Raw genomic sequence first — 24,699 nt, 5'->3', positions numbered from 1 at the left:
GACTTCGCGAGCGTGTAGCTCATCGCACTAGATCAGCAGCAGGCCCTTCATGCTGGAATAGCCTTTGCGCCCGATGATGATGTGGTCATGCACGGCGATGCCCAGCCGCTTGGCCGCGTCGACGATCTCCTTCGTCATCTCGATGTCGGCGCGCGATGGCGTCGGATCGCCTGACGGATGGTTGTGCACCAGAATGATCGCGGTCGCCGAGAGGTCGAGCGCGCGCTTGATCACCTCGCGTGGGTAGACAGGCGTGTGGTCGACGGTGCCGACCTGTTGCACCTCGTCGGCGATCAGCGCGTTCTTCTTGTCGAGGAACAGGATGCGGAACTGCTCGCGCTCCTCGAAGGCCATTGCCGAGCGGCAATAGTCGAGAAGCTGCGTCCATGAGGAGAGGACCTCGCGGCCATGGACCTCGCCGCGCGCCATGCGCTGCGCGGTCGCCGCGACGACCTTCAGGTCGAGCGCCACCGCGGGGCCGATGCCCTTGACCTCCTGCAGCAATGCAAGCGATGCGCCAAGCACTTCGGCCAGCGTGCCGAAGCGCGCCAGAAGCGCCTTGGCGACCGGTTTGGTGTCGGCGCGGGGGATCAGGCGAAAGAGTAGAAGTTCCAACAATTCGTAGTCGGGCAGGGCCTCCGGACCGGCCGTGGCAAAGCGCTCGCGCAAGCGGTCGCGATGGCCGAGATAATGCGGCTTGTCGTTGAGCGCCTTTGCTTTCGCCGCTGGCCGGACCGGCACTTCGGAGAAGAAGCCTCGCTCGTCGTCGTCGCTTCCGGTCCCCACGAGCTGCTCCGCATTTTCCTGGGCCGGAAAGAACCGGCAAAACAAGGCTAGGCCGGCAGGCCGGGGCGGTCGAGCTTGTTGGGCGACAGGGTGAAAATCTCGCAGCCGGTGTCGGTGACGCCGATCGTGTGTTCGTACTGTGCCGACAGCGAGCGGTCGCGTGTCACCGCGGTCCAGCCATCCGACAGCACCTTCACATGCGGCCGGCCGAGATTGATCATCGGCTCGACGGTGAAGATCATGCCTGGACGCATCTCGACGCCCTCATTGGCGCTGCCATAGTGCAGGATGTTGGGTGCGTCGTGGAAAAGCTGGCCGACGCCGTGGCCGCAGAAATCGCGCACCACCGAGCAGCGCTCGGCCTCGGCATAGGTCTGGATGGCGGCGCCGATGGCGCCAGTGCGTGCGCCGGGCCTGATCGCCGCAATGCCGCGCATCAGGCATTCATGGGTGACCTCGAGCAAGCGCTCGGCGGCGCGCTTGATCGTGCCGACCGGGTACATGCGCGAGGAATCCCCGTGCCAGCCGTCGAGGATATAGGTGACGTCGATGTTGACGATGTCGCCATCCTTGAGCGGCTTGTTGTCGGGAATGCCATGGCAGACGACATGGTTTATCGAGGTGCAGGACGATTTCGTGTAGCCGCGATAGTTGAGCGTTGCCGGCAGCGCGCCGTGGTCCATGCCGAATTCAAAGACGAAGCGGTCGATGGCTTCTGTGGTGACGCCAGGCTCGACCATCGGCACCAGTTCGTCGAGGCAGCGCGCGGTGAGATCGCATGCCTTGCGCATGCCGGCAAAGCCTTCCTCGCCATAGAGGCGGATCTGGCCGGTGTTTCTGAGTGGTGCGGTGGCGGCGTCGAGATAGGTGACCATTTTGTCCGTGTAGCCGGGTAGGCCCTGCGAGAGGCCGACGTGAAAATCTCCCCAGATTTGGCACTTGGAGGCAAAAGGTTCAAGGACGAACTGCTTGATGCAGCCGCGCACCTCGGGATATTCGCCCTGTATCAGGTGATGACTTGCCGGTTTTCGCCGGCTTGCTTTCCTTTCCGGCCATCGTGCGTTAGGGCGGGTGATGTTTTCGAGACCGGGTCCCTTCACGGCGGCCAAGCGCACCAGATTGCTCGAAGCGCCGCTGACGACAGTCTGCTCATGCCTGATGGGCATGGTGCTGCTGGCGATGCTGTGCCTCGGCCGCCCGGACGTGCCAGCTTTCGCGGATGCTGCATCGGGCGGCGCCAGCATCGGCCTGGAACGGTCTGGAGAGGCGGCGGCGCTGCTGCGTGTCACCGGCAAGGCGCAAGTGCTGGAGGTTCGCGCCGGGCGGCCGTCCCTGGTCAAGTTCGCCAGCGGCCATCCCGCTTTGCCGGTTCTCGACGCCGTCTTTTCTTGGCTTGAGCGGACTTCGCCGAAGGCGGCTGTTTCGGGATACGAAGCGCCCCCGGGGTCCAGGGCAAATGCCCATCAGCCGCGCGCGCCGCCGACCTTCGCGGCCTGAGCGGTCCACGACCGCAGCTTCACCCCTGATCTATCCCTGTTCGCGTCGTGACGTGCGGCGGCTGTCGGCCGTGCACCGGTCGCGCGGCGCGTCGTTTCCGGAACCATTTCAATGCAACAACGCATCAAGACATTCAAAACCCTGTCGCGCGCTGCCTCGGCTGCCGCGTTTCTCTCCGTCCAGGCGCTCATCTGCATCGGAACCGTCTATTGGGCGGTTGCCGAGACGCTCGGGCTGTCGGAAATGGCGGCACTTGTCCTCGGGGGCCTCTTCGCCGTGCCGACCGTATTTGTGCTGATCGCCACCACCCGCATGGCTTTCGACGCTGAGACGGATCCGGCGAACCAGTAAGCCTGGCGGCCCTTGGCGCGGTCGCGATCACAAAGGGGTCGCGACCGCAGTGACGACACATTTCTGCGCCAAAGGCGGTCGAAGCAATTTTTGACGACGAACAGCGTTGGGACGCCGGTTCGGGAGTAGGGACATGGACAGACTGCAATTCGAGGTTCCGGTGCGCATAGCACCCGCGCCCGGCCTGCCAGTCGAGGAGATCTACAGCGTCGAACAGGCGCTCGATATTCTTCAGGGCTGGCCTGTGCGCCGTCAGGGCCCGATCTATCAGAAGGCATTCAACGCCTGCTTTGGCGCCACGGTGGACGTGGTCAAGACCGAAGATGCCTGCCGGGCGTTCATGGCGTTTTGTCGGGCGAGCGGACTGATAGCCAGGGACATGATGAGGCCGCGCAAGCGTGGCGGCGAGGCGAGAACGCTGCAGGCTTGAAGGCCGCCGCCGTTTTCACCTGCCCCAATTGAAATGCCGACGATCGCGTTTGAACGGACACGGCGATGCCGTGGGCGGATCTGGACGCGTCAATGCCAGCGCCGTTAAGCTTCCGTTTCCACATTCGCGGCTACGCCATTGCTTGTTCAGCAATGGTTGATTCGTTGCGTCAGTTCATGGTTCGGAAGATGTCCCCAGAAAAAGTCCGCGCATTCCCGATTGATCGTCAAACAGTGTTGGTGAGGGAAGTCGCCGCCAAACTCGACAACCTGCATGGCGATACTGCCACTTCGTTCTGGAGGGCCAAGGCGTCGGAGTTGCTCGATCTCGTTGTCGGATCTGGCAGAGACAAAATAGCGGCTAGCGATGAAGTGCGCAGATTCTTCCTTGCCGTACAGCGCGAGATGTCGGCCAGAGCGGCCGCCGGGTCGACACCAATTCTATCCGCTTGAAGTCCGGGCCATCCGGCAAGCAGGGGCACGTGTAACTCGCTGCGCAGTTGCCCTATTAGCAAATGGTAAACTATCTCCGGGCGCGAGCTTTTTGCTCACCGAGCTGTCCTGTGCGCGTTGATTAGCCAACAAACAGCTCGTTTTGGAAGCCAATAGATCACTGCTCAAAAATGAACCGAACTTTTTAGCCCTTCGTTCATATATGCATGTTTTCTAATCTATTTCATGACCCTCAGTTGCTTTACCCGAGTTCGGCTTAGAGCGAACGGCTTTTGCCGGGGTACGAGCGCAAATGTCGCCACCATCTTCGCCCTGACCTTGCCGATCGTCGTCGGTGCTGCAGGCTTAGGGGTGGAAACCTCCTACTGGTACTACAACAGCCTGAGGCTGCAGGCGACCGCCGATGCCGCTGCCTATGCCGGCGCGCTCGAACAGATCTCAGGTTCCGACAAGCCGACGATCGTCGCGGCCGCAACCCAGTCGGCCGCATCAAATGGGCTGGGCTCCGGTACGATCGTCGTCAATACGCCGCCAGCATCCGGGCCGAACACGGCGAAGAAGGCGGTCGAGGTCATCGTCGGCCAGAACCTCGACCGGATGTTCACCTCGCTCTTCACGCAGGGCCAGGTTCCCGAACAGGCGAGGGCGGTGGCCCTCATCACCAATGCTTCGAAGGCCTGCGTGCTCGCGCTCGATCCGTCGGCTTCGCAGGCGGCACTGTTTTCAGGCAACACCAGCGTCAAGCTCATCGGCTGCTCGGTCATGTCCAACTCGATCGCGTCTGACGCCATCAAGCTTCAGGGCTCGGCGGGGCTCCAGGCCGATTGCCTTATAACGGCGGGCGGCGTCTCTCTCAGCAATCCCGTCACGACGGTCTGCGCGGCCCCGATCACCCAGGCATTGCCTGCCGGCGATCCATTTGCCGACCTGCCGGCCCCCGCGGCCTCGAACCCTTGCCAGAACGCCAACAAGTCGACGCTGAAACCCGGTACCTATTGCAGCGGGCTCAGCCTCAGCGGCACTGTTACGCTGCAGCCCGGCGTCTATGTCATCCAGAGTGGCGATTTCAAGGTGAATGCGAACGCCAATGTCTCCGGTGACGGCGTCACCATTTACCTCGCTGGCTCCTCGCGCGTGTCGATGAACGGTAACGCCAACGTCTCCCTGAGCGCACCGACGTCCGGTACCTATTCCGGTGTGCTGATGTATGGTGACAGAACGAGCATAGGCGGACAGAGCACCTTCAACGGCACGGCGACTTCGCTGCTGACGGGCGCGCTTTATTTCCCCAAGCAGCAGGTCAACTATCTCGGCAACTTCTCCGGCCAGAACGGATGCACCCAGGTCGTTGCGGACACGATCCAATGGTCGGGCAACTCAACCATCAATCAGGATTGCACCAGCCTCGGAATGCGCGACATTCCGGCCACGCAGTCCGTGGCGCTGGTCGAGTAGCCTCCATGGAACGCCGATCGATGCCGATGCTGCGCGATAAAGCCGGGGTTGCCGCGGTAGAGTTCGCGATGGTCCTGCCCTTCCTGTGTGTGGCGCTGCTCGGCATCGCCGATGGCTGGTCCTATATGACGAACTCGATGTCGATGCGCGCCGGCGTGAAGACCGCCGCGAACCTGGTCATGGGAGGATCGACCAATGATACGGCGACCCAGGCCGTTGCCATTTCGAGCTGGGAGAAGCGGCCCTCGGATGGCCAGGTCACGCTAAGCCGGATTTACATGTGCGGGACGACCGTGGTCGACGCTTCGGCCTTGTGCAGTGGGCCGAAGGTGCCATCGGTCTATGTTCAGATCCAGGCATCGGCCACCTGGGTGCCGCCCTTCACCTTCGGCGTTTTTTCCGGCTCCAGCGTCATCGGCCACTCGGAGGTTATCCGTGTCCGCTAGGGCAGGCGCATTCAGACGGGATCGATCGGGTGGCGCCGGGTTGGAATTCGCGCTGATCGCGCCCTTTCTCATCATGCTGCTGTTCGGCATCTTCGCCTTCGGCTGGGCGATGAACTCGGTGTCCAGCGTTCGCTATACGTTGGAGACATCATCGCGCTCGCTGCAGCTTCAGAACACATTAACCCAGGCCGACATCCAATCCATCGCCACACAGAAATTGCAGGCCCTGGGTTTGAAGGATGTGAACGTCACGATCGCCATCGATCCGGTGAGCGGCGGCTTCCGCATGGCGCATCTAACCGCCACCTATGCCTTCGTCATCAACTTCCCCTACTTCAGCGATTTCCCGATCAACTACGCGACCACCGTTACCGTGCCGCTGGTCGGCAGTTAGGCGCGTGGCCTGCCTGGCTATGGGCTTTTGGCGTGACGCAAGCCGATACGAATCTCGGGGCTATTGCGTCAAGGCGCACGCGATTGATTGGTGTCACAGCGGCGAGCAGCACGATACCGACTTCAACGAGCAGCAGACGACAAACATACGCCCTGCGCAGCAGATCGTTCGAACGCTGCTGGTGATCTGATCAAAATTCCCGATGAGAATAGGTGAAGCCCGCTGCCTCTGGTGGCGGGCCTTCCGCATGGTAAGTCTCGCAACAGCCATGGCAGATACCATCATATCCTCACCAAAGGAGGGAGCTATGGTTTCGGCTATTGCAAGTCAGCATCGGCAGGTACCTGACACTCAACTGAAAGCGACAAAGCCAGAAACAGGCGAAGGATTCGCGCCAGGCAAGAGCGCCGACAGCGTAGGACATCGCGCTAAGGCAATGGTTGCCGAAACAGGCGACACAGATCCTAACGCGCAGGGTGGCGCTGCATCGAGGATCGCCAGAATGGACATCACCGTGTTGACACCGCCGCCCGAAGAAACGCTTGCGGAGTAAAACTAGGCTGGGGGCGGCCCTCCATCATGCCGGTTGCCTGCCTCATTGTGGCGGGCTTTCTGACTGGGGCCGGATCATTCCCCAAACCTACAAGTCGCCGCCGGTAAGCTCAAACACGATTGGTTCGCCCCGGAAATCAGAGTAGCGGATCCAGCGGGGCAGAATTGTGAATAGTTGTGCCCCTTGCTTCAGAAACTCTGCTTCAAGCGGACAGTTCGCTATGTGAACGTCCCTTAACCGCTGTTCTTCGTCAGCCTTGGCAGGCCGGGCCCGGCCCTCAATTTGAACGGTGACGTTTTCGTCCCAACCGATCACCATGGCGATCCGGCTGTCTCGTTCGATATTTGCCAGCTTCCGACTTCCAGGAAAACTGTCGAACACGATGTTGAGATCCTCGCCCAACGTCACCTGTATGACGGCTGCCTCTGGAGACCCATCCGGATTTACAGTGCTGATAGCCCCGAGTTGATGCCTAGCCAGAAAATCGCGAACAAGTTGCCATCGATCGTCCCTGTGCATTTTGACACGTCCTCCGCGCGAATGGCCGCGACCCTATCATCGGCACCCAAGCCATAATAGCTGTGCGCCCGCTGCCTCACGGTGGCGGGCTTTGGCTTTACAGTTTGAGAGCGACCCTGGTCAGTTCATGTGCCTTCGCGACATAGCCGAGATACATGGCTAAAAACTTCTCCGAGATGTCCACGCTCTTTTTGCCCCAAGCAAACTGCTGATCCTTTCCCGACAGTCCGTAGTGTACCCGTCTTGTCACGTCGCCCTCAGTGATCGACTCGGGCGCATTCCGCTTGGTGCCAAACAAACGGTCATCCAGATGCTCGAAGTGATTGCGAGCGTCTTTGTAGTCTTCGAAATTTATGGTGGCGACAAATTTAGCGACATCTCCGCCGAGCCTCTCAGCCACGATTGTCAGGCCATCGTTCATCCGGTCAAGCGAGATGAGGAAGAAGTGCAGTTGAGCTAGGGCTTGAATGAAATCCTTCGCACGCCATGCAGCGAAGATGAGGCCGTGCTGGCGAGAAAGTGCCTCCCGGTATTTCTCGATGAGGTCTATCCCGTGGTCAAGCTTCCCGGTCGGATCGGCCTTCGATGCAGCGACAAACCATTCACCTGTCAGCATCCGATCCTCCTGGCCTGCTCTTCATGTCACATCCATGTCGCCCGGACCTACCGATAGTCGCAGGAACGTCGGTGGAATCAATCAGGGTGCCGTCCACGCAAATTCGCGGACGTTTATTCGGCGGATATTCGACGGAAGAGGGGGAGAGCCACTAAGTGCTTGAAATGTCTGGTACGCCCAAGGGGAATCGAACCCCTGTTACCGCCGTGAAAGGGCGGTGTCCTAACCGCTAGACGATGGGCGCGCTCAGACGAAGCGGCTTATACTGGCGTTGTGCCCAACCGGCAACCCGTCAGGTGCCGCCTTGGACAACTTTTTTCCAGCCTGCCAAAACAGGGATGTTGTCGCGCCTGGCAGGGCGCCGGTGTGCTGCCAATTATGCCGAGTGGCGGCCCTGCCAAAGTGGGCAAGGGCAAGGGAGGGAAGACTTTGGTCCGCGCAGGGTACATGCCTTGGCGATCGGCGGAGACGCCTATCGCGCTTCGTCATCCACGGGCGGAGCAAGGAGCGAAGCGACGCGGCGCCGCTGCACGGCGCGACTAGCCGTCGCCGCCACCACTGCGCCTACGGCAGCGCCAGTTCCAGTCGCGCTCGGGGCCGACGTCGACGTGGACGGATTCGGTGTGGCAGTAGGTGCCGACGCCGCCGCGGCCCGGCATGCTTCTGATGTAGTTCGCCAGTTCCCATTTCGAAACGCCGGGAACCTGGATGTCGGCGGCGGCGCAGTACATGTGCAGCGAGTTCTTGGCGCCATTGGCGCGGCGGTTGCGGGCCGGATCGCGATAGCCTGATGTCACCATCATCTTGCGGCCGTAGTGGCCTTCGATCGTCTTCAGCACGCGGACCAGCGACGGCTTCAGGCAAGCCACATCGACGCTCTCGTTCTGCTTGAGCAAGCCGTTGGGCGCCAACCGCGCCATCCCGGCGGCGGACGCGACCTGATAGGAGCCGCCGATTGGACCCTCGTCCTCGTTGAGGTCGACGTCGCTCTCGTCATCGAGGCCGGATTTGCGCTTGATTTCGAACAGGGCTGTCTGGCGCACGCCGGGCAGCGCATCGCTACCAGTGATGTGGCCGCTCTCGCCACCGGTCGAGGCCAGTTGCAGCGGCTTTGCCGTGGAATCAGCCGAGGCCAGCGTGATGATCGGTTTTACGGCTGCTGGCGCCGGCTTGGCTTGCGCCGCGGGCTGGTCGCCCGACCTCGTGTTGATGAGCGGCGAAGGCGCGGCCGAGGCGGGCGTGGCGCCAAACATCGAGGCCAGGAAGCCTTTTTTCTTCGGCGCGTCGGCCTGCGGCATCTCGCCTGCCGTCACGTAGACCGCATTGTCCAACACTGGCGCGGCAGACGGTTTCGGCGCGTTTACGCCGGCATCGGCGGCGGCGATCTGCTGGGCAACCGCGTCGTTCTGCTGCGCCGTCTGCGCCGGCTGCTGCAGGGACTGCGGGGTTTGTCCCGCGATCGTCTCGGTGCCAGCCGGCGTGGTCAGCGGAAAGGCGGCCTGCGGCTTGGCCACGGGCACATAGGCGACCTTTTCAGGGAGTGCCGTATCGCGTGCCGTCATCACGGTCGTTTGCTCGGTCGTGGTCTGCGTCGAATCGACGACGGTGGTCGACTTGCCATTCGAGGCAGCGCTTATGTCCGATGCGGTGGCATTGTAGCCGGGCATTCCAACCGACATCGTCGGGTCGCCGGCAGAGGTGCAGGAGGCCAGAAGCAGGGAGCAGAGCGCTGCCACGACGGCGCGGCTTTCTCCCTTTGCGAGGCTCCATCCTGCTGATTTCAAAGTCAAATTCCCCCTCGATGTCCGGTCGGTATATCCTTGGCGCGGCCCTGATATCGGTGCCAAGTGACCGTTGTCTCCGATCCGGAAACGAGACCTGTGTCAAATCCGCAAGCCTGGAAGTATTTTTGCAGTTATTGCCGAATTACGGCCGCGCGGTGGTTGACGACACCATTTCGCCCGCTTTTGCCGGTCCGTCAACTCACCAGACATTACAGTCCGTTACACACGCACTTTCACATAGGTGCCGGGGGCATCGCCCAAGGTTTTCATATGCTTGCCGGGTTTGCGGGCCGGAACGCGGGTGTTGTCCTTGGCCTCTATCCAGCTTTGCCAGTGCGGCCACCACGATCCGGGATGGTCGGTGGCCTTGGCTATCCACTCACCGAAATCGCCCGTCGGCGTCCCTCCGGTCCAGTACTGGTATTTGTTGGATGCCGGCGGATTGACGACCCCGGCGATATGGCCCGACCCCGCCATGACGTATTCGACCTCGCCGCCGAAGTATTTCGAGCCGAGGAACACCGAAAGCGCCGGCGCGATGTGATCTTCCTTGGAGGCGAGGTTGTAGATCGGGATGGTGATATCGCCGAGCGAGACCGTGTGGCCCGCCAGTTCCATCATGCCTTGCGAGAGGTTGTTCTCCAGGTAGCAGTTGCGCAGGTAGAACGAATGATTGGCCGCGCCCATGCGGGTGGAATCGGCATTCCAGTAAAGCAGGTCGAAGGGCAGGGGATCCTTGCCGCGCATGTAGTTGTTGACGACATAGGGCCAGATCAGGTCGCCCGAACGCAGCATGTTGAAGGCGGTCGCCATCTTGGTGCCGTCGAGGTAGCCCTTTTCGCTCATCGACTTTTCCACCGCCGCGACCTGCTCTTCGTCGACGAACACTTTCAGGTCGCCGGCATAGGTGAAGTCGACCTGCGTGGTGAAGAACGTGGCCGACTTGATGCGGTCGTCGCCTTCCCGCGCCATCAGTGCCAGTGCCGCCGCCAAAAGCGTGCCGCCGACGCAATAGCCGATCGCGTTGACGTCCCGCTCGCCGGTGGCCTTCTCGACCATGTCGAGGCCGTATTGCAGGCCTTCGCGAATATAGGCTTCCCAGCCCTTGGCGCCGTGGCGCTCGTCCGGATTGATCCAGGAGATGACGAAGACGGTGTGGCCCTGTTCGATCGCCCAGCGGATGAAGGATTTCTGCGGGTTGAGATCAAGGATGTAGAACTTGTTGATCCATGGCGGGCAGATCAGCAGTGGCCGCTTGAGCACCGTCTCGGTCGCCGGATCGTACTGGATGATCTCGGCGACATCGCTGCGGCCAACCACCTTGCCGGGGGTGGTGGCGATGTTCCTGCCGATCTCGAAGGGCGAGTAGTCGGCCTGGCGCAGCTTCAGGTCGCCCTTGCCGGCGGCGATGTCCTCGGCCAGCATCTTCATACCGCGCACCAGGTTCTCGCCGTTCGAGGCGACGGTTTCGCGAAACAGTTCCGGGTTGGTCAGGATGAAATTCGACGGCGAGATGGCGTTGGCCACCTGCTTGACGTAGAAGCCGGCCTTGTGACGGGTGTGCTCGTCCAGACCGTCGGCGTGCTCGACCAGATCGGCCGCCCAGCGCGAGGTGACGAGATAGGCCTGCTTGAGAAAATCGAAGAAGGCGTTGCGGCCCCACTCGGGATCGAGGAAGCGCTTGTCGCCACGTTCCGGCTTCACGGCATCTTCGGTGGCTTCCGCGGCGTTGCTGGTGCGCTGAATGGCGTTGGCCCAGACGGTCATGTAGCCGGAGAACAGCCGCGTCTGCGCTTCCAGCGCGCGCTGCGGATCGGACAGCCAGTATTCGCTGAGCTTGGAGAAGGTCTTCACCATGTCGACGACAGGCTCGGCGACGTGATCGCGCACATCGCCTTTTTCGCGCGGCTCGGCCCATGCGGAGGCCGCTTTGCCGGCTTGCTCGATCATGCGCGCCATGTTCAGGGCGAAGCGTTCCGGGTCCTTCACCAGATATTGCTCGACGGTCGAAGGCTCGTCATCTTCCGCTTTGCCCGAATCGGGTGTCTTGGACATGGTTCGCGGGGTTCCTCCCGAAGCGTTTTCTTGACATATTAACATGGGACATCCGACGGGGTCCAATCTCGCTCTACCGCGGCTGCCAAGGAAACAATATGACGATTAACATTGGCGAGACTGTTTTTTTCGGTGCTGGACGTTTTTGCCGCATTGGCGCGGCAATCGTCCTCATTGGGATTGCCGGCTGCTCCAGCACCAGCGGCCCTGCGCCTGTGACGGGGGCGAAGGATACCGGCACCTTTCCGAACCTGAACATCAAGCCGCAGGTGGCGGCGCCGCAGTTCACCGACGCCGAGAAGAATGCCAAGCTCGCGCAATTGAAGGCCGATGAGAGCGCGCAGGCGGCAAAGAACGGCAAGCCCGATGTGGCCGACCAGGCGGCGCTCACGGATCTTGCCAAAAAGCATGGCGACGAAACGCTGAAGCAGATCGAAGGCAAATGCGATCCCGCCCTCGACCCTACCTGCAAATAAGTATATAGCGCGCGCCCAAAGCCCTTAGATATCTGGCCCCTTTGCTGTCTGGAACTGCCATGGAAGAATTTCACAAGGTTCGCCGGCTTCCGCCTTACGTCTTCGAGCAGGTCAACCGGCTCAAGGCGAGCGCCCGTTCGCGCGGCGCCGACATCATCGACCTCGGCATGGGCAATCCCGATCTGCCGACACCCAAGGCCATCGTCGACAAACTGTGCGAGGTCGTGCGCGATCCGCGTACGCATCGTTATTCCTCGTCTCGCGGCATTCCGGGCCTGCGCCGCGCCCAGGCCGCGTACTATGCCAGGCGCTTCGGCGTGAAGCTCAACCCCGACACGCAGGTGGTGGCGACGCTCGGCTCGAAAGAGGGCTTCGCCAACATGGCACAGGCGATCACCGCGCCTGGCGACGTGATCCTGTGCCCCAACCCGACCTATCCGATCCACGCCTTCGGCTTCATCATGTCGGGCGGCGTCATCCGCTCGCTGCAGGTCGAGCCGGACGACGGCTTCATCCCGGCGCTCGAGCGCGGCGTGCGTCACTCGATCCCGAAGCCGCTGGCGCTGATCCTCAACTATCCGTCGAACCCGACGGCACTGGTCGCTTCGCTCGATTTCTACAAGGACGTCGTCGCCTTCGCCAAGAAGAACGACATCATCATCCTGTCCGACCTTGCCTATTCGGAGATCTATTTCGACGGCAATCCGCCGCCGTCGGTGCTGCAGGTGCCAGGCGCGATCGACGTCTGTGTCGAATTCACCTCGATGTCCAAGACCTTCTCCATGCCCGGCTGGCGCATGGGCTTTGCGGTCGGCAACGAACGGCTGATCTCGGCGCTGACCCGGGTGAAATCCTATCTCGACTACGGCGCCTTCACGCCGATCCAGGTGGCGGCGGCACACGCGCTCAACGGCGACGGCGCCGACATTGCCGAGGTGCGCGACATCTACCACAAGCGCCGCGACGTGATGGTCGATGCCTTCGGACGCGCCGGCTGGACCATTCCGGCCCCCGCGGCATCGATGTTTGCCTGGGCGCCGATCCCGGAGCCGTTCCGTCATCTCGGCTCGCTCGAATTCTCCAAGCTGCTCATCGAACACGCCGACGTGGCGGTGGCGCCCGGTGTCGGCTTCGGCGAACATGGCGACGATTTCGTGCGCGTGGCGCTGGTCGAGAATGAGCACCGGATCCGGCAAGCGGCGCGCAACATCAAGCGCTTCCTATCGGCCAGCGCCAAGCAACCCAACAATGTGGTGCCGCTTTCCGCTCACCGGTAAGTTTGCCGCAGACAATTTCGATCTGACTTGAGGGACGTCGCCGGCCATGGCTGAAGCATTGCGTGTTGGAATTGCCGGTCTTGGCACGGTTGGCGCGTCCGTGGCGCGCGTGCTGCGCGACAAGGCGGCGGAACTGACCCGGCAATGCGGGCGCGACATCGTCGTCACTGCGGTTTCGGCGCGTGACCAGAAACGCGATCGCGGCGTCGATGTCAGCTCGGCAAAGTGGTTCGACGATCCGGTCAAGATGGCGCAGACAGCCGAAATCGACGTGTTCGTCGAACTGATCGGCGGCGACGAGGGGCCGGCGCGGTCGTCGGTGAAGGCGGCACTCGAAGCCAGCCGTCATGTCGTCACCGCCAACAAGGCGCTGCTCGCCAAGCATGGCGTGGCGCTGGCCGAGATCGCCGAGAAGCGCGGCGTGCTGCTCAACTACGAGGCGGCGGTAGCGGGCGGCATTCCCGTCATCAAGACCATGCGCGAGGCGATGGCCGGCAATTCGGTCAACCGCGTGTTCGGCATCCTCAATGGCACCTGCAACTACATCCTGACCCGCATGGAGGCCGAGGGTATCTCGTTCGACGCCTGCCTGAAGGACGCGCAGCGGCTCGGCTATGCCGAGGCCGATCCGACCTTCGACATCGAGGGCCACGACACCGCGCACAAGCTGTCGATCCTGACCAGCCTTGCCTTCGGCACAAAAATCGCTGCCAACGACATCTACATGGAAGGCATTTCCAACATTACCCAGGCCGACATCCGCGCGGCCGGCGATCTCGGCTACCGGATCAAGCTGCTGGGCGTTGCGCAGCGCACCGACAGCGGCATCGAGCAGCGCGTGCACCCGACCATGGTGCCGACCGCCTCGGTCATCGCGCAGGTGCACGGCGTCACCAATGCAGTGGCGATCGAGACCGACATATTGGGCGAACTGCTGCTCTCCGGCCCCGGCGCCGGCGGAAACGCCACCGCCTCGGCGGTCATCGGCGACATCGCCGACATCGCCAAGAGCCGGCCGGGCTTCCAGCACGGTCCGGTCTTCGGCCGGCCGGCGAAGGAACTGAAACCCTACAAGAAGGCGCAGATGCGCAGCCATGCCGGCGGCTACTTCATCAGGCTGACCGTGCATGACCGCATCGGCGTCTTTGCCGCGATCGCCAAGCGCATGGCCGACAACGACATTTCGCTGGAATCGATCGTCCAGCACGCGGTCAACGGCGAGGCGGCGGCGCAGAAGACAGTGATCCTGGTGACGCACGAGACGACCGAGGCCGCCGTACGCAAAGCCGTCGACGGGATCACCAAGGATGGCCATCTGACCGACAAGCCGCAGGTCATCCGCATCGAGCGGGCAGGGTAGCTTCCCTCTTCAGGGCGCCGCGCGGGACAGGAATTCCGCCGGTATTGCGCGTCCGTCTGGTGGCTAGCCGCCACGACCGACCGGAACGAATTCGCGTGGGCGCCGTTTCCTTGGTAAGCAACCAAAGGAACCGCTTCATGGCCGATACCAACAAGTCCGACAGCCCTCACATCGACGACATCCAGAAGACGCTGGAAAAGCAGATCGCCGAACTGCGCAAGGAGATCACCAAGATCAACAAGAGCATTTCGGCGCGGAGCGCGGAAATGCTCGACGACGCCAGCGAGCAGGCTTCGGATTTGTACGATACAGCCGCGGCCCGCGCGTCGCGAACCGCACATCAGTTGCGCAGCCAGGCGCAGGCGGTGTCGGATGTCGCGCGCGACAATCCCGGTACGACGACGGCTGTGATCGGCGTGATCGGCCTGCTCGGCTTTCTGGCCGGCCTCGCCATTGGCCAGTCGATGAACGACAACTCGCGCCGCTGGTATTGACCGCGGAGTGATGGAGCCGGCCTTGCCGGCTCATTTTCAGCATTTTATTGCCAGGAGGGCACCATGGCTTCATCGATGTTGATCAGCATCCTGATCACGTTCCTCGTCATCATCCTCGTTCTCTATCTGGTTCAGCGCTTGCCGCTGGACGCCCGGATGAGACAGATCGCCCAGATCATCGTCATCATCATCGGCATCATTTCACTGCTCAAATACCTTGCGGTTTTCTAGGCCGCAGCGGCGCGATCTTCCACTTTACAAGCCGGCCCGGTTCTTTGCGACCGGGCCGGCCTCGTTTCAAGAATGCAGTTTAATCGATTGATATTGCTGGCTATTCGATAAAACTCCCGCGAGGTCTTGCCGTTGTCATGCTCGTTTGACAAAAGAGACGCGCCTCCGGCGGGAGGCCGCATATCAACGAGGAAAATTGCCAGATGAATGTGGCCCAGAACATTGTCGCCGGCCTTGACCGGATACTCACCATGGAGCTGGTGCGCGTCACCGAACGCGCCGCAGTCGCGGCCGCCAGGCTGCGCGGGCGTGGCGACGAAAAGGCGGCCGACCAGGTCGCCGTCGATGCCATGCGCCAGGAGCTCAACCGGCTTGCCATCAGGGGCACGGTGGTGATCGGCGAGGGCGAGCGGGACGAGGCGCCGATGCTCTATATCGGCGAGGAAGTCGGGTCGGGCAAAGGCCCGGCGGTCGATATTGCGCTCGATCCGCTCGAAGGCACGACGATCTGCGCCAAGAACCTGCCCAATGCGCTCGCCGTCATTGCGATCGCCGAGAAGGGCAGCCTGCTGTTTGCGCCCGACGTCTACATGGACAAGATCGCCATCGGTCCTGGCTATGGCGACGGTGTCATCGACATCGACGCCTCGCCGGCCGACAACATCGCCAGCCTTGCCCGCGCCAAGGGCGTCGCAGTGTCGGACATCACCGCCTGTATCCTCGACCGGCCACGCCACACCAAGCTGATCGACGCCGTGCGCGCCACGGGTGCAGCGATCCGGCTGATCGGCGATGGCGATGTCGCCGGCGTCATCCACACCACCGATCCCGATGAAACCGGCATCGACATCTATCTTGGCACCGGTGGCGCACCGGAGGGCGTGCTGGCAGCGGCGGCGTTGCGTTGCACCGGCGGCCAGATGCAGGGCCGGCTGATCCTCGACACGCCGGAAAAGGTCGAACGCGCCGCCAAGATGGGTATTTCCGATCCGAAGCGGGTCTATCGGACGGAAGACATGGCGCGCGGCGACGTGCTGTTTGCGGCCACCGGTGTCACCGACGGCAATATGCTGGCCGGCGTCAAGTTCGGCCGCAACACCATCACCACCCACACGATCGTGCTGCGCTCGTCGTCGCGGACGGTGCGCGAGATCAAGGCCAGGCACCAGGATCTGGATAAGTTCTAGCTTTCTTCCCGTTGTTGGCTTGGGCGCTTGCGGACCAGCATCGCAGTTGTTAGCCCTGTGGCTGCGTCGGATGACGCTGGCCGCAAGGATTTGAGGATGAAACCGTTCGACTGGCATGCGGATGCGATTTCGCGTGCCACCGCTGTCACGAAGGCCTATCGCAACACACAGAACGTACGTCGCTTTTTCACCCGCGAATGTGGCGATGCGTTCAGGTTCGACCGGCCGTTCATGGCCTGGCTCAAGGACGGTGTGGACAAGACCATGGGCGATGTGGCCGACGAATGGCTTCGGCGCCAGGCTGAAAAGCGGAAAGCGTAGTTTTCTTGGCATCTCCCGCGACGGCGCATCACCGCGAACCGCTTGGCTTTGCCTGCTTTGGGCTGTTGCCTGTGCATGTCGTTGTCCCAAAACCGCTGCGCACTTTTGGGCGACATGCACTATCCTGCGGCCAACCATGAGTTGGCAAACCGCATGACCGGCGACAAACGCCTCTTCCTCGATGTCAGGCAGTCGGCCACCGGGGTTTCCTGGGAGCACCGGCTGACCGAGCGACAGGACATGGTCGCGCTCGCCATCGCGCAAGGCCACGGCGTGCCCGACATCGTCGCGCGGGTGCTTGCCGGTCGCGGCGTCACCGCCGAGCAAACCGAGCGGTTTCTTGACCCGACGATCCGCGACCTGCTGCCGGATCCGGCGTCGCTGACCGACATGGACAAGGCGGCGGCCCGTATCGCCGCTGCGGTGATGGCCAGGGAAAAGGTGGCGATCTTCGGCGACTATGATGTCGAYGGCGCTGCCTCGTCGGCSCTGCTGAAACGSTTCCTGGCGCATTTCTCGGTGCCGTCKGAAATYTACATYCCKGACCGYATTTTCGAGGGCTATGGTCCCAATCCGGAKGCSATGCGCGAACTTGTTTCGCGCGGCGCGACGCTGATCGTCACCGTCGATTGCGGCACCAACAGCGCCGTTTCCATCGACGCCGCCAATGCAGCCGGCGCCGATGTCGTCGTGCTCGACCACCATCAGGTCGGCGGTGCCTTGCCGGCGGCAGTTGCCGTCGTCAATCCCAATCGCGACGACGACCTTTCGGGACAGGGCCATCTTTGCGCCGCAGGCGTGGTCTTCCTCGCCCTTGTGCAGACGGCCAAGATCCTGCGCGGCCGGATAGCCGATGCCACGCCGCCGGACCTGCTTTCCCTGCTCGATCTAGCCGCACTTGCGACCATCTGTGACGTGGTGCCGCTGACCGGCGTCAACCGTGCGTTCGTGGTCAAGGGGCTGCAGATGGCGCGCCAGCAGAAGAACGAAGGCCTAGCTGCACTTGCACGGGTGTCGCGCATCGGCGAGCCGATCAGCACCTTCCATCTCGCCTATCTGATCGGCCCGCGCATCAATGCGGGCGGGCGCATCGGCGATGCCGCACTTGGCAGTCGCCTGCTTGCCACCGACGATCCGGTCGAGGCCCGCACCATTGCCGAGACGCTCGACCGGCTGAACCAGGAACGGCAATTGATGGAGCAGGAGATGCTGGCGGCGGCACGCGCCGAGGCCGATGCCGAGCTTGCCGGCGGCAACGGCCCGGCCATCGTCGTCACCGCCAGCAACAACTGGCACCCGGGCATTGTCGGCCTGCTCGCTTCACGGCTGAAGGACCATGCGCGCCGGCCGGCCTTCGCCATCGCCTTCAATGCCAGCGGCACAGGCACCGGCTCGGGTCGCTCCGTATCGGGCTTCGACCTCGGCCGGCTGGTGCGCGAGGCGGCCGATGCCGGGCTGATTATCAAGGGCGGCGGCCACGGCATGGCGGCCGGCATAACGGTGGAGCGGGCGAAGCTTGGCGAGCTCAGGGCGTTTTTCGAAGAGCGAGCGGCGGCCGATGTGTTCCGCCTGCAAGGCGAGGAAAGCCTGGCGATCGATGGGGCGCTTGCCGCCGAAGGCGCGACACTCGGCCTTCTCGACGCGCTGGAGAAAGCCGGCCCATTCGGCGCGGGGCATGCAGCGCCGGTCTTCGTGCTGCCGCGTCACCGGCTTGCTGATGCGCGGCCGGTTGGCACTAACCACATACGCGTCGAGCTGCAGTCGGAAAGCGGCGGCCGTATCCAGGCGATCGCCTTTCGCGCCGTCGATACCGCACTTGGAGAATTCCTGTTCAAGAACCGGGGCAAGACCGTGCATGTCGCCGGCTCGCTGTCGGGCAATTACTGGAACGGCAACCGCACGGTGCAGTTTCGCATCATCGACGCGGCGCGTGCGTAAGGTCACCGTGGGGCGGCCTAGCTAGGATCGAATTTGCTTCCGAAATTCGCCTGGCGCCATTCGCGTTGGTCGGCGCGCGTCAAGAGCCTGTTTCCTTGCCTTGGAAGACATGAATCAGGCGAGAACGGACTGCAGCCGTGTCAGTTCGCCGATCTGCGCCATCGTCGCTTGATAGCCGAGGCTGATCGCCTCGTCGGCGCGGTGGAATTCGGTCAGGCCGATATGGCTGAGCTTCGGCTGCAGCGACATGTCGGGCGGATCGCCGGCAAGCCTGGCGCGCGAGATGCGGTCCTGGATGATGTTGAAGGCCTCGACCATGACGCCGGTGATGCCGAGCCGCGTCTGATGCGAATGGTGCTCGGGATCGACCCGGCCCGGCCGCTGCGCATCCTTTTCGATGACCAGCTCGCCGGCGCTGTGCTTGATGACGGCGGCGCGGCCGAACAGATCGTAGTGGAGGTTGACCGCCACCACGAGCGGCTGCTCATAGGCGCGGCAGACCGAAACCGGCACCGGGTTGACCAGCGCACCGTCGACCAGCACGCGGCCGTTGCAATTCACCGGCTCGAACACGCCGGGCAGCGCATAGGAGGCGCGCATCGCGGTGATCAATGAGCCGCTCGAGAGCCAGATCTCGTGACCGGTGCGGATTTCGGAGGTGACTGCGACGAACGGTTTGGCCAGGTCCTCGAAACGAATGCCGGCCATGTGCTCGCGCAGCCGGGCGTCGAGCTTCATGCCGCCGAACAGGCCGCTGCCGCGCAGGTTGAGATCGAGCAAGCCAAAAATGCGTCGCTTGGTCAGGCTGCGGGCGAATTCTTCCAGTTCGTCCAGTTTGCCTGAGAGGTAGCAGCCGCCGACCAGCGCGCCGATCGAGGTGCCGGCTATCATCGAGACTTCGATGCCGGCTTCATCGAGCGCGCGCAGCACGCCGATATGCGCCCAGCCTCTGGCGCAACCGCCGCCCAGGGCGAGCGAAATGCCTGTCTTCCTTGGTGGTTTTGTTTCGGATGCGCCGCCCGACGAGGACAGGCCATTGGCCTCCCTGACATCTGGTTTGTTACGCAATGACGCCCACTCGAGCATCATGATCTCCCTTGTCCCACGGCTAATATAAGGGCGGGCCGTATCGAAATGGTGAATCTATGTGACTTGGGTCAGGCAGAAGGTTCAAGCTGATGGTTTCCGATACGTGGTTTCCGCATCGAACAACGGCTTGCTGCCGTCGTCAACAAGCGTCCCCTTGCCGTCGACCAGCCCCACCGTCCGATAAAAGCATGAACGTCGACCCGTGTGACAGGTTGCGTCGTGGCCCAACACTTTGACGCGCAGCCACAATGCATCCTGATCGCAATCGGTGCGCATCTCGACGACATGCTGAAAATTGCCTGACGTTTCGCCCTTTTTCCACAACGCGTTGCGCGAGCGGGACCAGTAGTGGGCGATGCCTGTCTCCAGCGTCAGCGCCAGCGCTTGCGCATTCATGTGCGCAACCATCAGCAGAACGCCGTCTTCGGCGTCGGTGACGACCACCGTGACGAGACCGGTCGCGTCGAAGCGCGGTGAAAACACCGCGCCTTCCTCCAACGCTTTCTTGTCCGAGGGAGCTTTCGGAAATTCCAGTGCCGACATCGCCGGTCCTTATCTGGCGATATTGGCTAGGGGTTTACACCCCGCCACCGCGCACCATGGTGACGAAACGAACCTGCTCTTCGGGCGTGTCCTTGAAGACGCCGGTGAAGGTCGAGGTGAGGGTGGTTGAGCCCTGCTTGCGGATGCCGCGCATGGCCATGCACATGTGCTCGGCCTCGATCATCACGGCGACGCCGCGCGGATTGAGCACATCCTGGATGACGCCGGCGATCTGCGCCGTCAGCGCCTCCTGGGTCTGCAGGCGATGGGCAAAGATATCGACCACACGCGCGATCTTGGACAGGCCGACGACCTTGCCGTCCGGCAAGTAGCCGACATGCGCCTTGCCGATGATCGGCACCATGTGGTGTTCGCAATGCGAGTGGAATTGGATGTCCTTGACGATGACCAAGTCGTCATAGCCGGCGACCTCCTCGAAGGTGCGACCGAGCTCTTCCGACGGGCACATGTCGTAGCCGCCGAACATTTCGCGGAAGGCCTTGGCTACCCGCTTCGGCGTATCGACGAGCCCTTCGCGGTCCGGATTGTCGCCGGTCCAGCGCAAAAGCGTGTGCACGGCGGCCTCGACTTCGGCTTCGCTCGGCCGGTCGGTAACCGGCTTCTCCATATAGGCTGACTGGGGCATGAGCTTCTTGATGACGGCATCCATAAAGGCGTCTCCCGTAGTCCCTCTCGGCGGAGGAACGAGTTGAACGGACCACGACCTTTCGGTGTCGGAAACTTGCCCGGTTTCCAGCCCGTAAGTGGCGTGAACTCCCCGGCAAGGACACTGGCTTTCGTTGTCTTGTCGATACCGGACTGCCAGCATTATATAAGGTCATGGCGCGCGAAAGGAAGACACGACAGCGGCAATCGCTGTTCGCTTGGCGGCGACGGATTGGAAAATAATGATCAACGATGTCTACAATGCGAAAATTCTCGGTTTTGCCGGAAACATCGCCCGCATCGGCCGCCTCGACCATCCTGACGCGACGGCAAAGGCGCATTCCAAGCTGTGCGGCTCGACCGTCACCGTCGACCTCACGATGGAGGACGGCGTGGTCACCGACTTCGCCCACGACGTAAAGGCCTGTGCGCTCGGCCAGGCGTCATCCTCGATCATGGCGCAGCATGTCGTCGGCGCGAGTGCCGAGGAATTGCGCGCGGTGCGCGACGCCATGCTGAAGATGCTGAAGGAAAATGGTGCCCCGCCTGACGGCCGCTTCGCGGACCTGAAATATCTGGAACCGGTGCGCGACTACAAGGCGCGGCATGCCTCGACCATGCTGACCTTCGACGCCGTGGTCGACGCGATCGGCCAGATCGAGAAGAAGCGCTCCGAAGAAGCGGCCTAGACTTCGCTATCCCTCGGTCCCGCGAAGCTCTTCGACGAGCCAGTCTGCAAAAATCTCCGCCTGTCGGCTGAGGCGCTGGAAATCGGGCGCGACAAGCCAATACGCGCCATAAGGGATTTCCATCTCAAATGGACGAACCAAGAGACCGGCCCGAAGGTCTGCGCCGTTCAGGATGCGGTCGCCCAAAGCGACGCCGTGCCCGAGTTTCGCAGCCTGCATGGCAAGCGCTGCGTCGGTATAAAGTGGTCCTCTCTGCTGGGCGAGATCTGGAAGGCCCAGTGCCTGAAACCATGTCGCCCAGCCATCGCGATTGTAGTCATGGAGCAAGGTATAGTGCCGCAGGTCGGCCGGCGATGTCAGAGGCACGCCCGACGAGAGCAACTCCTGTGCAAGGACCGGGGTGACCAGAACGTCGACCAGATGCCGCGCTTGAGTGCGCGGCCAAGACCGGGCATTGGCTCCGTATCGAATCGCGATTTCTGCTTCGTGTCCGCGAAACTCTATGAGCCGAGAGTCCGCGTCGACTGAAATGTCGATCTCCGGGTGGCGCTGCTGAAACGAATTCAGTCGCTGTATCAGAAATTCGCCAGCAAAGGACGGTTCGACGCTGACCCGCAAAGGGCTCTGGGCCGGCTTGCTGAGGACCTGTGATAGCCGGCGATCGATGTCGTCAAAGCTGGTGGTTAACTGAGTCAGGAGAGTTTGTCCTGTTTCCGTCAGTTCAACCCTGCGATGAAGCCGCTCGAACAGCGGCCTGCCGATCAGAACCTCTAGTTCTCTTATCTGCCGGCTTATCGCCGCCTGCGAGACGAAAAGCTCCTCGGCGGCCTTGCTGAAGCTCAGATGCCGGCCCGCCGCCTCGAAGCTCCTCAGTGCCGTCAGCGGCAGGCGTCCGCGCTTCATTCGCATAACCTTAGATTATCCGAAGTGGAAATTATACTCGTTTGAAGGCGAAGGCCAGCGGCGGTCTAATCCGAGTCAAAGGAGACACGGTCATGATCCAGATCCTGAGCATCTTCGGCGATGTCATGCGGATCGTAACGTTTCAATGGCGTGACGACAGACGGCATGCAAAGCGCTGCGAGGAGCCGGTCAGTCCTGATCGGTGGGCGCCTTCGGCCGGCCGGCAGCCGTTTCGTCGTTCCCGACCCTGATGGCATGGCGAGTGGGCAGAAGGGATTGCGTTCTCCAGCCGAAGCCCACATCTATCGCGTGGGAAACGTGATTATATCGAGCATGGTCCCTGGACAAACGGTTTCCGTTTGTCCGAGGAAACCAGTTCCCACTTTCGGGACTATGCTCTGGAGCGGAGACTGCGGTGGGGCACCAGCATGGGCGTATCGCCGGAGCGCCAAAGCGCGGTCGCAACTGGCCCGGTCCGTGGCGCAAGACGCCCGGCCGGGTCCTGGGAACGTCGCTTGTGCGCCTGTACCAGCTGACGCTGTCGGGCTTTATCGGCAATTCCTGCCGGCACCTGCCGACCTGTTCCGAATATGCGCATGAGGCGATCGCCCGCCATGGCCTGTGGGCCGGCGGCTGGATGGGATTTTTCCGGGTGTTGCGCTGTGGGCCATTCGGGACGCATGGCATCGACCTTGTGCCGGAGGTGCTGGTGGATCGCTACGTCTGGTTCGCACCCTGGCGGTATTGGCGGATCGGCAGCAAGCGCGGCCGGGCGCAGGGCTGATCGAGCTGCCAAGCTTTCTGTTTACGATCCGGTAGGGTTAACGCGAAGCTGCACAAACACTGCGCATTTGAGACAAAATCGAGACAAGAGACCTCGCTAAGCCGCTTGCGAACCCCTCTGGAGCGAGCATCAAATGCGTAATTTCGACCGTCTTCCCTTCATCCTTGCCGGAATCCTGTTCCTGCTTGCCTGGCTGCTGGGATTTCCGCTGCGCGCGCAATCGGCGCCGCTTGGGGATGTGCAGTGTACGCTGATCCTCGACGCCGCGAGCGGCAAGACGCTTCACCAGGATGGTGTGTGCGACCCGAGGTTCAACCCGGCTTCAACGTTCAGGGGGCCGCTGTCGCTGATCGACGCGCGCGGATGATGTGGCCGCCGGAGTCGGTTGGCGCTCGCCTTGGTGTCCTGGAAAAACGGACGGCGATATCGCTGCTTTCGAGATCTTCGATTTCATCGAATCCGAGATCGGAGAGTGATTTCGCCAGTTCGCCAGGGACGAAGAAGCTGATCCACGGCTCGCCGACAGAAGCGACGCGTGCCGCGTAGAAAGCCAGGGCGGCCTGTCCGGCCGCATCGCGATTCTGATACGGTTCGCTGTAGTCGAACACCACCTCCGAACCCGGGGTGGTGGCGATGTAGGACAGCGTGCTGAAGATCGCGCCTTTCGTCAGGTATGGCACGACCCCCAGCCAAATGAAGAAGCTTGGTTCATTCGATTTCAGTCCGGCCGATGCCAGTTCCTCGGGCAGACGCTGCCGCTCGAAATTGACCGGTACGAATGTGGTGGTGGGCGGTTCGGCAAGGCCGGCATCGGCGATGCACCTGCGCTTCCAGGCTTGGGTTGCCGGATGATCGACCTCGAATACCAAGAGATCCGGGTACGGATTGCGCAGCGAAAACGTGTCGAGGCCGGCACCGAGCACGACGAGCTGGCGGATGCCACGACGCACCGCCGCCGCCAGCCAATCCTCGGCTATGCGGGCGCGCGCCGCCACGAACAGGCGCATACGCTGGCTGTGGGTGTCCTCTTGCGCAAGCTGTTGCTCGGCGGGAGCACCTTCACCGAGAATCGCAATGGCGTATGGGTCGCGAAACAGTGCCGCCTCTGGTGAAATCTGATGGAGAGCCCTCAAGCGCGCGACGCGCAGGGCGGTTCGGCTGGGGGATGCGTCTTCCATGTCGGGGATTCCAAGCCATGCCGGCGATATTCGCAAGCCTTGACGACCGGCTGCGACGTCTCTGGCGACATTTCCTGACGGCCAGGCCAATCAGCGCTCTTTACCTGGCGCGACGCTGCCTCTAAAACCCGCCCACCGCCGGACGCATCCGGCTTTACCCCCATGCATGTCGCCCAAAGCGTTGCACACTCTGAACGACATGCAGTTGACCACCCGCGCTCGTTT

At 62.3% G+C, this 24,699-nt stretch carries 29 protein-coding genes, 1 tRNA gene and 1 pseudogene; 19 read left to right on the top strand and 12 right to left on the bottom strand.

Features of this window, described 5'->3' with window-relative positions:
- Nucleotides 1-27: 27 nt before the first annotated feature.
- Both radC and map read right to left on the bottom strand, forming a co-directional pair.
- Nucleotides 28-786 carry a RadC family protein gene (gene radC, locus AC1DZP_RS16810; RefSeq protein ID WP_477303890.1) on the bottom strand — a complete coding sequence of 253 codons (759 nt, stop codon included), beginning with the start codon at nt 784-786 and terminating at the stop codon, nt 28-30.
- Nucleotides 787-833: 47 nt separating this feature from the next.
- On the bottom strand, nt 834-1,661 hold the full coding sequence (gene map / locus AC1DZP_RS16805) for a type I methionyl aminopeptidase (RefSeq protein ID WP_095087741.1): 828 nt from the start codon (nt 1,659-1,661) through the stop codon (nt 834-836).
- 199 nt (nt 1,662-1,860) lie between these two features.
- Between map and AC1DZP_RS16800 the strand changes: the two genes are divergently transcribed.
- The 8 genes from AC1DZP_RS16800 (at nt 1,861) to AC1DZP_RS16765 (ending at nt 6,364) form a co-directional block, all read left to right on the top strand.
- A complete protein-coding gene (locus tag AC1DZP_RS16800; protein ID WP_477303888.1) occupies nt 1,861-2,283 on the top strand; it encodes a hypothetical protein in 423 nt (140 codons plus the stop codon).
- Nucleotides 2,284-2,394: 111 nt separating this feature from the next.
- Nucleotides 2,395-2,634 carry a hypothetical protein gene (locus AC1DZP_RS16795; RefSeq protein WP_477303886.1) on the top strand — a complete coding sequence of 80 codons (240 nt, stop codon included), beginning with the start codon at nt 2,395-2,397 and terminating at the stop codon, nt 2,632-2,634.
- A 133-nt stretch (nt 2,635-2,767) separates the two neighbouring features.
- Nucleotides 2,768-3,064 carry a DUF982 domain-containing protein gene (locus tag AC1DZP_RS16790; RefSeq protein ID WP_477303884.1) on the top strand — a complete coding sequence of 99 codons (297 nt, stop codon included), beginning with the start codon at nt 2,768-2,770 and terminating at the stop codon, nt 3,062-3,064.
- A gap of 65 nt (nt 3,065-3,129) precedes the next feature.
- Nucleotides 3,130-3,516, top strand: coding sequence for a DUF6074 family protein (locus tag AC1DZP_RS16785; RefSeq protein ID WP_245331165.1), 387 nt, complete (start codon nt 3,130-3,132; stop codon nt 3,514-3,516).
- A 225-nt stretch (nt 3,517-3,741) separates the two neighbouring features.
- On the top strand, nt 3,742-4,971 hold the full coding sequence (locus AC1DZP_RS16780) for a pilus assembly protein TadG-related protein (protein WP_477303881.1): 1,230 nt from the start codon (nt 3,742-3,744) through the stop codon (nt 4,969-4,971).
- A gap of 5 nt (nt 4,972-4,976) precedes the next feature.
- Entirely contained in the window at nt 4,977-5,417 is a 441-nt protein-coding gene (locus AC1DZP_RS16775) for a TadE/TadG family type IV pilus assembly protein (protein WP_184873804.1), read from the top strand.
- A complete protein-coding gene (locus tag AC1DZP_RS16770) occupies nt 5,407-5,811 on the top strand; it encodes a TadE/TadG family type IV pilus assembly protein (RefSeq protein WP_477303879.1) in 405 nt (134 codons plus the stop codon). Before AC1DZP_RS16775 ends, AC1DZP_RS16770 begins: the two co-directional genes overlap by 11 nt.
- Nucleotides 5,812-6,118: 307 nt before the next feature.
- Nucleotides 6,119-6,364: a hypothetical protein gene (locus AC1DZP_RS16765; protein ID WP_477303878.1), complete on the top strand. Its 246-nt coding sequence runs from the start codon at nt 6,119-6,121 to the stop codon at nt 6,362-6,364.
- Nucleotides 6,365-6,451: 87 nt separating this feature from the next.
- Here AC1DZP_RS16765 and AC1DZP_RS16760 read toward each other — a convergent pair whose 3' ends face one another.
- The 5 genes from AC1DZP_RS16760 to phaC all read right to left on the bottom strand — a co-directional run bounded on the left by AC1DZP_RS16760 (nt 6,452) and on the right by phaC (nt 11,338).
- Nucleotides 6,452-6,883, bottom strand: a complete 432-nt coding sequence (locus AC1DZP_RS16760) for a pyridoxamine 5'-phosphate oxidase family protein (protein ID WP_477303876.1) — start codon at nt 6,881-6,883, stop codon at nt 6,452-6,454.
- A gap of 97 nt (nt 6,884-6,980) precedes the next feature.
- Complete coding sequence (locus AC1DZP_RS16755) at nt 6,981-7,499, bottom strand: hypothetical protein (protein WP_477303874.1); 519 nt, start codon at nt 7,497-7,499, stop codon at nt 6,981-6,983.
- Between the two features lie 169 nt (nt 7,500-7,668).
- Nucleotides 7,669-7,743: transfer RNA gene (locus tag AC1DZP_RS16750), tRNA-Glu, on the bottom strand.
- 295 nt (nt 7,744-8,038) lie between these two features.
- A complete protein-coding gene (locus AC1DZP_RS16745; protein ID WP_477303872.1) occupies nt 8,039-9,289 on the bottom strand; it encodes a YcbK family protein in 1,251 nt (416 codons plus the stop codon).
- A gap of 213 nt (nt 9,290-9,502) precedes the next feature.
- On the bottom strand, nt 9,503-11,338 hold the full coding sequence (gene phaC / locus AC1DZP_RS16740; protein ID WP_477303870.1) for a class I poly(R)-hydroxyalkanoic acid synthase: 1,836 nt from the start codon (nt 11,336-11,338) through the stop codon (nt 9,503-9,505).
- 98 nt (nt 11,339-11,436) lie between these two features.
- Here phaC and AC1DZP_RS16735 point away from each other — a divergent pair, with 98 nt between their 5' ends.
- The 8 genes from AC1DZP_RS16735 (at nt 11,437) to recJ (ending at nt 18,622) form a co-directional block, all read left to right on the top strand.
- A complete protein-coding gene (locus tag AC1DZP_RS16735; protein WP_477303868.1) occupies nt 11,437-11,814 on the top strand; it encodes a hypothetical protein in 378 nt (125 codons plus the stop codon).
- Nucleotides 11,815-11,873: 59 nt separating this feature from the next.
- Nucleotides 11,874-13,091 (top strand): LL-diaminopimelate aminotransferase, encoded by a 1,218-nt coding sequence (locus AC1DZP_RS16730; protein WP_095087834.1) that lies wholly within the window; start codon nt 11,874-11,876, stop codon nt 13,089-13,091.
- A gap of 46 nt (nt 13,092-13,137) precedes the next feature.
- Entirely contained in the window at nt 13,138-14,451 is a 1,314-nt protein-coding gene (locus AC1DZP_RS16725) for a homoserine dehydrogenase (RefSeq protein ID WP_477303866.1), read from the top strand.
- Between the two features lie 137 nt (nt 14,452-14,588).
- Nucleotides 14,589-14,945: a hypothetical protein gene (locus tag AC1DZP_RS16720; protein ID WP_477303864.1), complete on the top strand. Its 357-nt coding sequence runs from the start codon at nt 14,589-14,591 to the stop codon at nt 14,943-14,945.
- Between the two features lie 63 nt (nt 14,946-15,008).
- A complete protein-coding gene (locus AC1DZP_RS16715) occupies nt 15,009-15,176 on the top strand; it encodes a Thivi_2564 family membrane protein (protein WP_095087838.1) in 168 nt (55 codons plus the stop codon).
- 203 nt (nt 15,177-15,379) lie between these two features.
- A complete protein-coding gene (gene glpX, locus AC1DZP_RS16710; protein ID WP_477303862.1) occupies nt 15,380-16,363 on the top strand; it encodes a class II fructose-bisphosphatase in 984 nt (327 codons plus the stop codon).
- Between the two features lie 96 nt (nt 16,364-16,459).
- Nucleotides 16,460-16,684, top strand: a complete 225-nt coding sequence (locus tag AC1DZP_RS16705) for a DUF6434 domain-containing protein (RefSeq protein ID WP_477303860.1) — start codon at nt 16,460-16,462, stop codon at nt 16,682-16,684.
- A 153-nt stretch (nt 16,685-16,837) separates the two neighbouring features.
- Entirely contained in the window at nt 16,838-18,622 is a 1,785-nt protein-coding gene (recJ, locus tag AC1DZP_RS16700; RefSeq protein WP_477303858.1) for a single-stranded-DNA-specific exonuclease RecJ, read from the top strand.
- A gap of 114 nt (nt 18,623-18,736) precedes the next feature.
- Here recJ and AC1DZP_RS16695 read toward each other — a convergent pair whose 3' ends face one another.
- The 3 genes from AC1DZP_RS16695 to folE all read right to left on the bottom strand — a co-directional run bounded on the left by AC1DZP_RS16695 (nt 18,737) and on the right by folE (nt 20,924).
- Nucleotides 18,737-19,708: a patatin family protein gene (locus AC1DZP_RS16695; RefSeq protein ID WP_477303856.1), complete on the bottom strand. Its 972-nt coding sequence runs from the start codon at nt 19,706-19,708 to the stop codon at nt 18,737-18,739.
- A gap of 84 nt (nt 19,709-19,792) precedes the next feature.
- Nucleotides 19,793-20,254: a phosphoribosyl-AMP cyclohydrolase gene (gene hisI / locus AC1DZP_RS16690; RefSeq protein WP_095087844.1), complete on the bottom strand. Its 462-nt coding sequence runs from the start codon at nt 20,252-20,254 to the stop codon at nt 19,793-19,795.
- A 34-nt stretch (nt 20,255-20,288) separates the two neighbouring features.
- Nucleotides 20,289-20,924: a GTP cyclohydrolase I FolE gene (folE, locus tag AC1DZP_RS16685; protein WP_477227371.1), complete on the bottom strand. Its 636-nt coding sequence runs from the start codon at nt 20,922-20,924 to the stop codon at nt 20,289-20,291.
- A 238-nt stretch (nt 20,925-21,162) separates the two neighbouring features.
- Between folE and AC1DZP_RS16680 the strand changes: the two genes are divergently transcribed.
- The gene (locus tag AC1DZP_RS16680) at nt 21,163-21,609 is read left to right on the top strand and encodes an iron-sulfur cluster assembly scaffold protein (protein WP_477303854.1); all 447 of its coding nucleotides are present in this window, start codon (nt 21,163-21,165) and stop codon (nt 21,607-21,609) included.
- A 6-nt stretch (nt 21,610-21,615) separates the two neighbouring features.
- Here AC1DZP_RS16680 and AC1DZP_RS16675 read toward each other — a convergent pair whose 3' ends face one another.
- A complete protein-coding gene (locus AC1DZP_RS16675) occupies nt 21,616-22,512 on the bottom strand; it encodes a LysR substrate-binding domain-containing protein (protein ID WP_477303852.1) in 897 nt (298 codons plus the stop codon).
- A gap of 415 nt (nt 22,513-22,927) precedes the next feature.
- Between AC1DZP_RS16675 and yidD the strand changes: the two genes are divergently transcribed.
- Nucleotides 22,928-23,296 carry a membrane protein insertion efficiency factor YidD gene (yidD, locus tag AC1DZP_RS16670; protein WP_477303850.1) on the top strand — a complete coding sequence of 123 codons (369 nt, stop codon included), beginning with the start codon at nt 22,928-22,930 and terminating at the stop codon, nt 23,294-23,296.
- 133 nt (nt 23,297-23,429) lie between these two features.
- Nucleotides 23,430-23,648 (top strand): annotated as a pseudogene (locus AC1DZP_RS16665) (class D beta-lactamase); the annotation flags it as partial.
- Here AC1DZP_RS16665 and AC1DZP_RS16660 read toward each other — a convergent pair.
- The gene (locus tag AC1DZP_RS16660; protein ID WP_477303848.1) at nt 23,626-24,474 is read right to left on the bottom strand and encodes an SAM-dependent methyltransferase; all 849 of its coding nucleotides are present in this window, start codon (nt 24,472-24,474) and stop codon (nt 23,626-23,628) included. The pseudogene AC1DZP_RS16665 and the gene AC1DZP_RS16660 sit on opposite strands and share 23 nt — an antisense overlap.
- Between the last annotated feature and the right edge of the window lie 225 nt (nt 24,475-24,699).

The organism is Mesorhizobium sp. P2_F8, from assembly GCF_056403655.1.
This window is presented reverse-complemented; position numbering and strand designations above follow the sequence as displayed.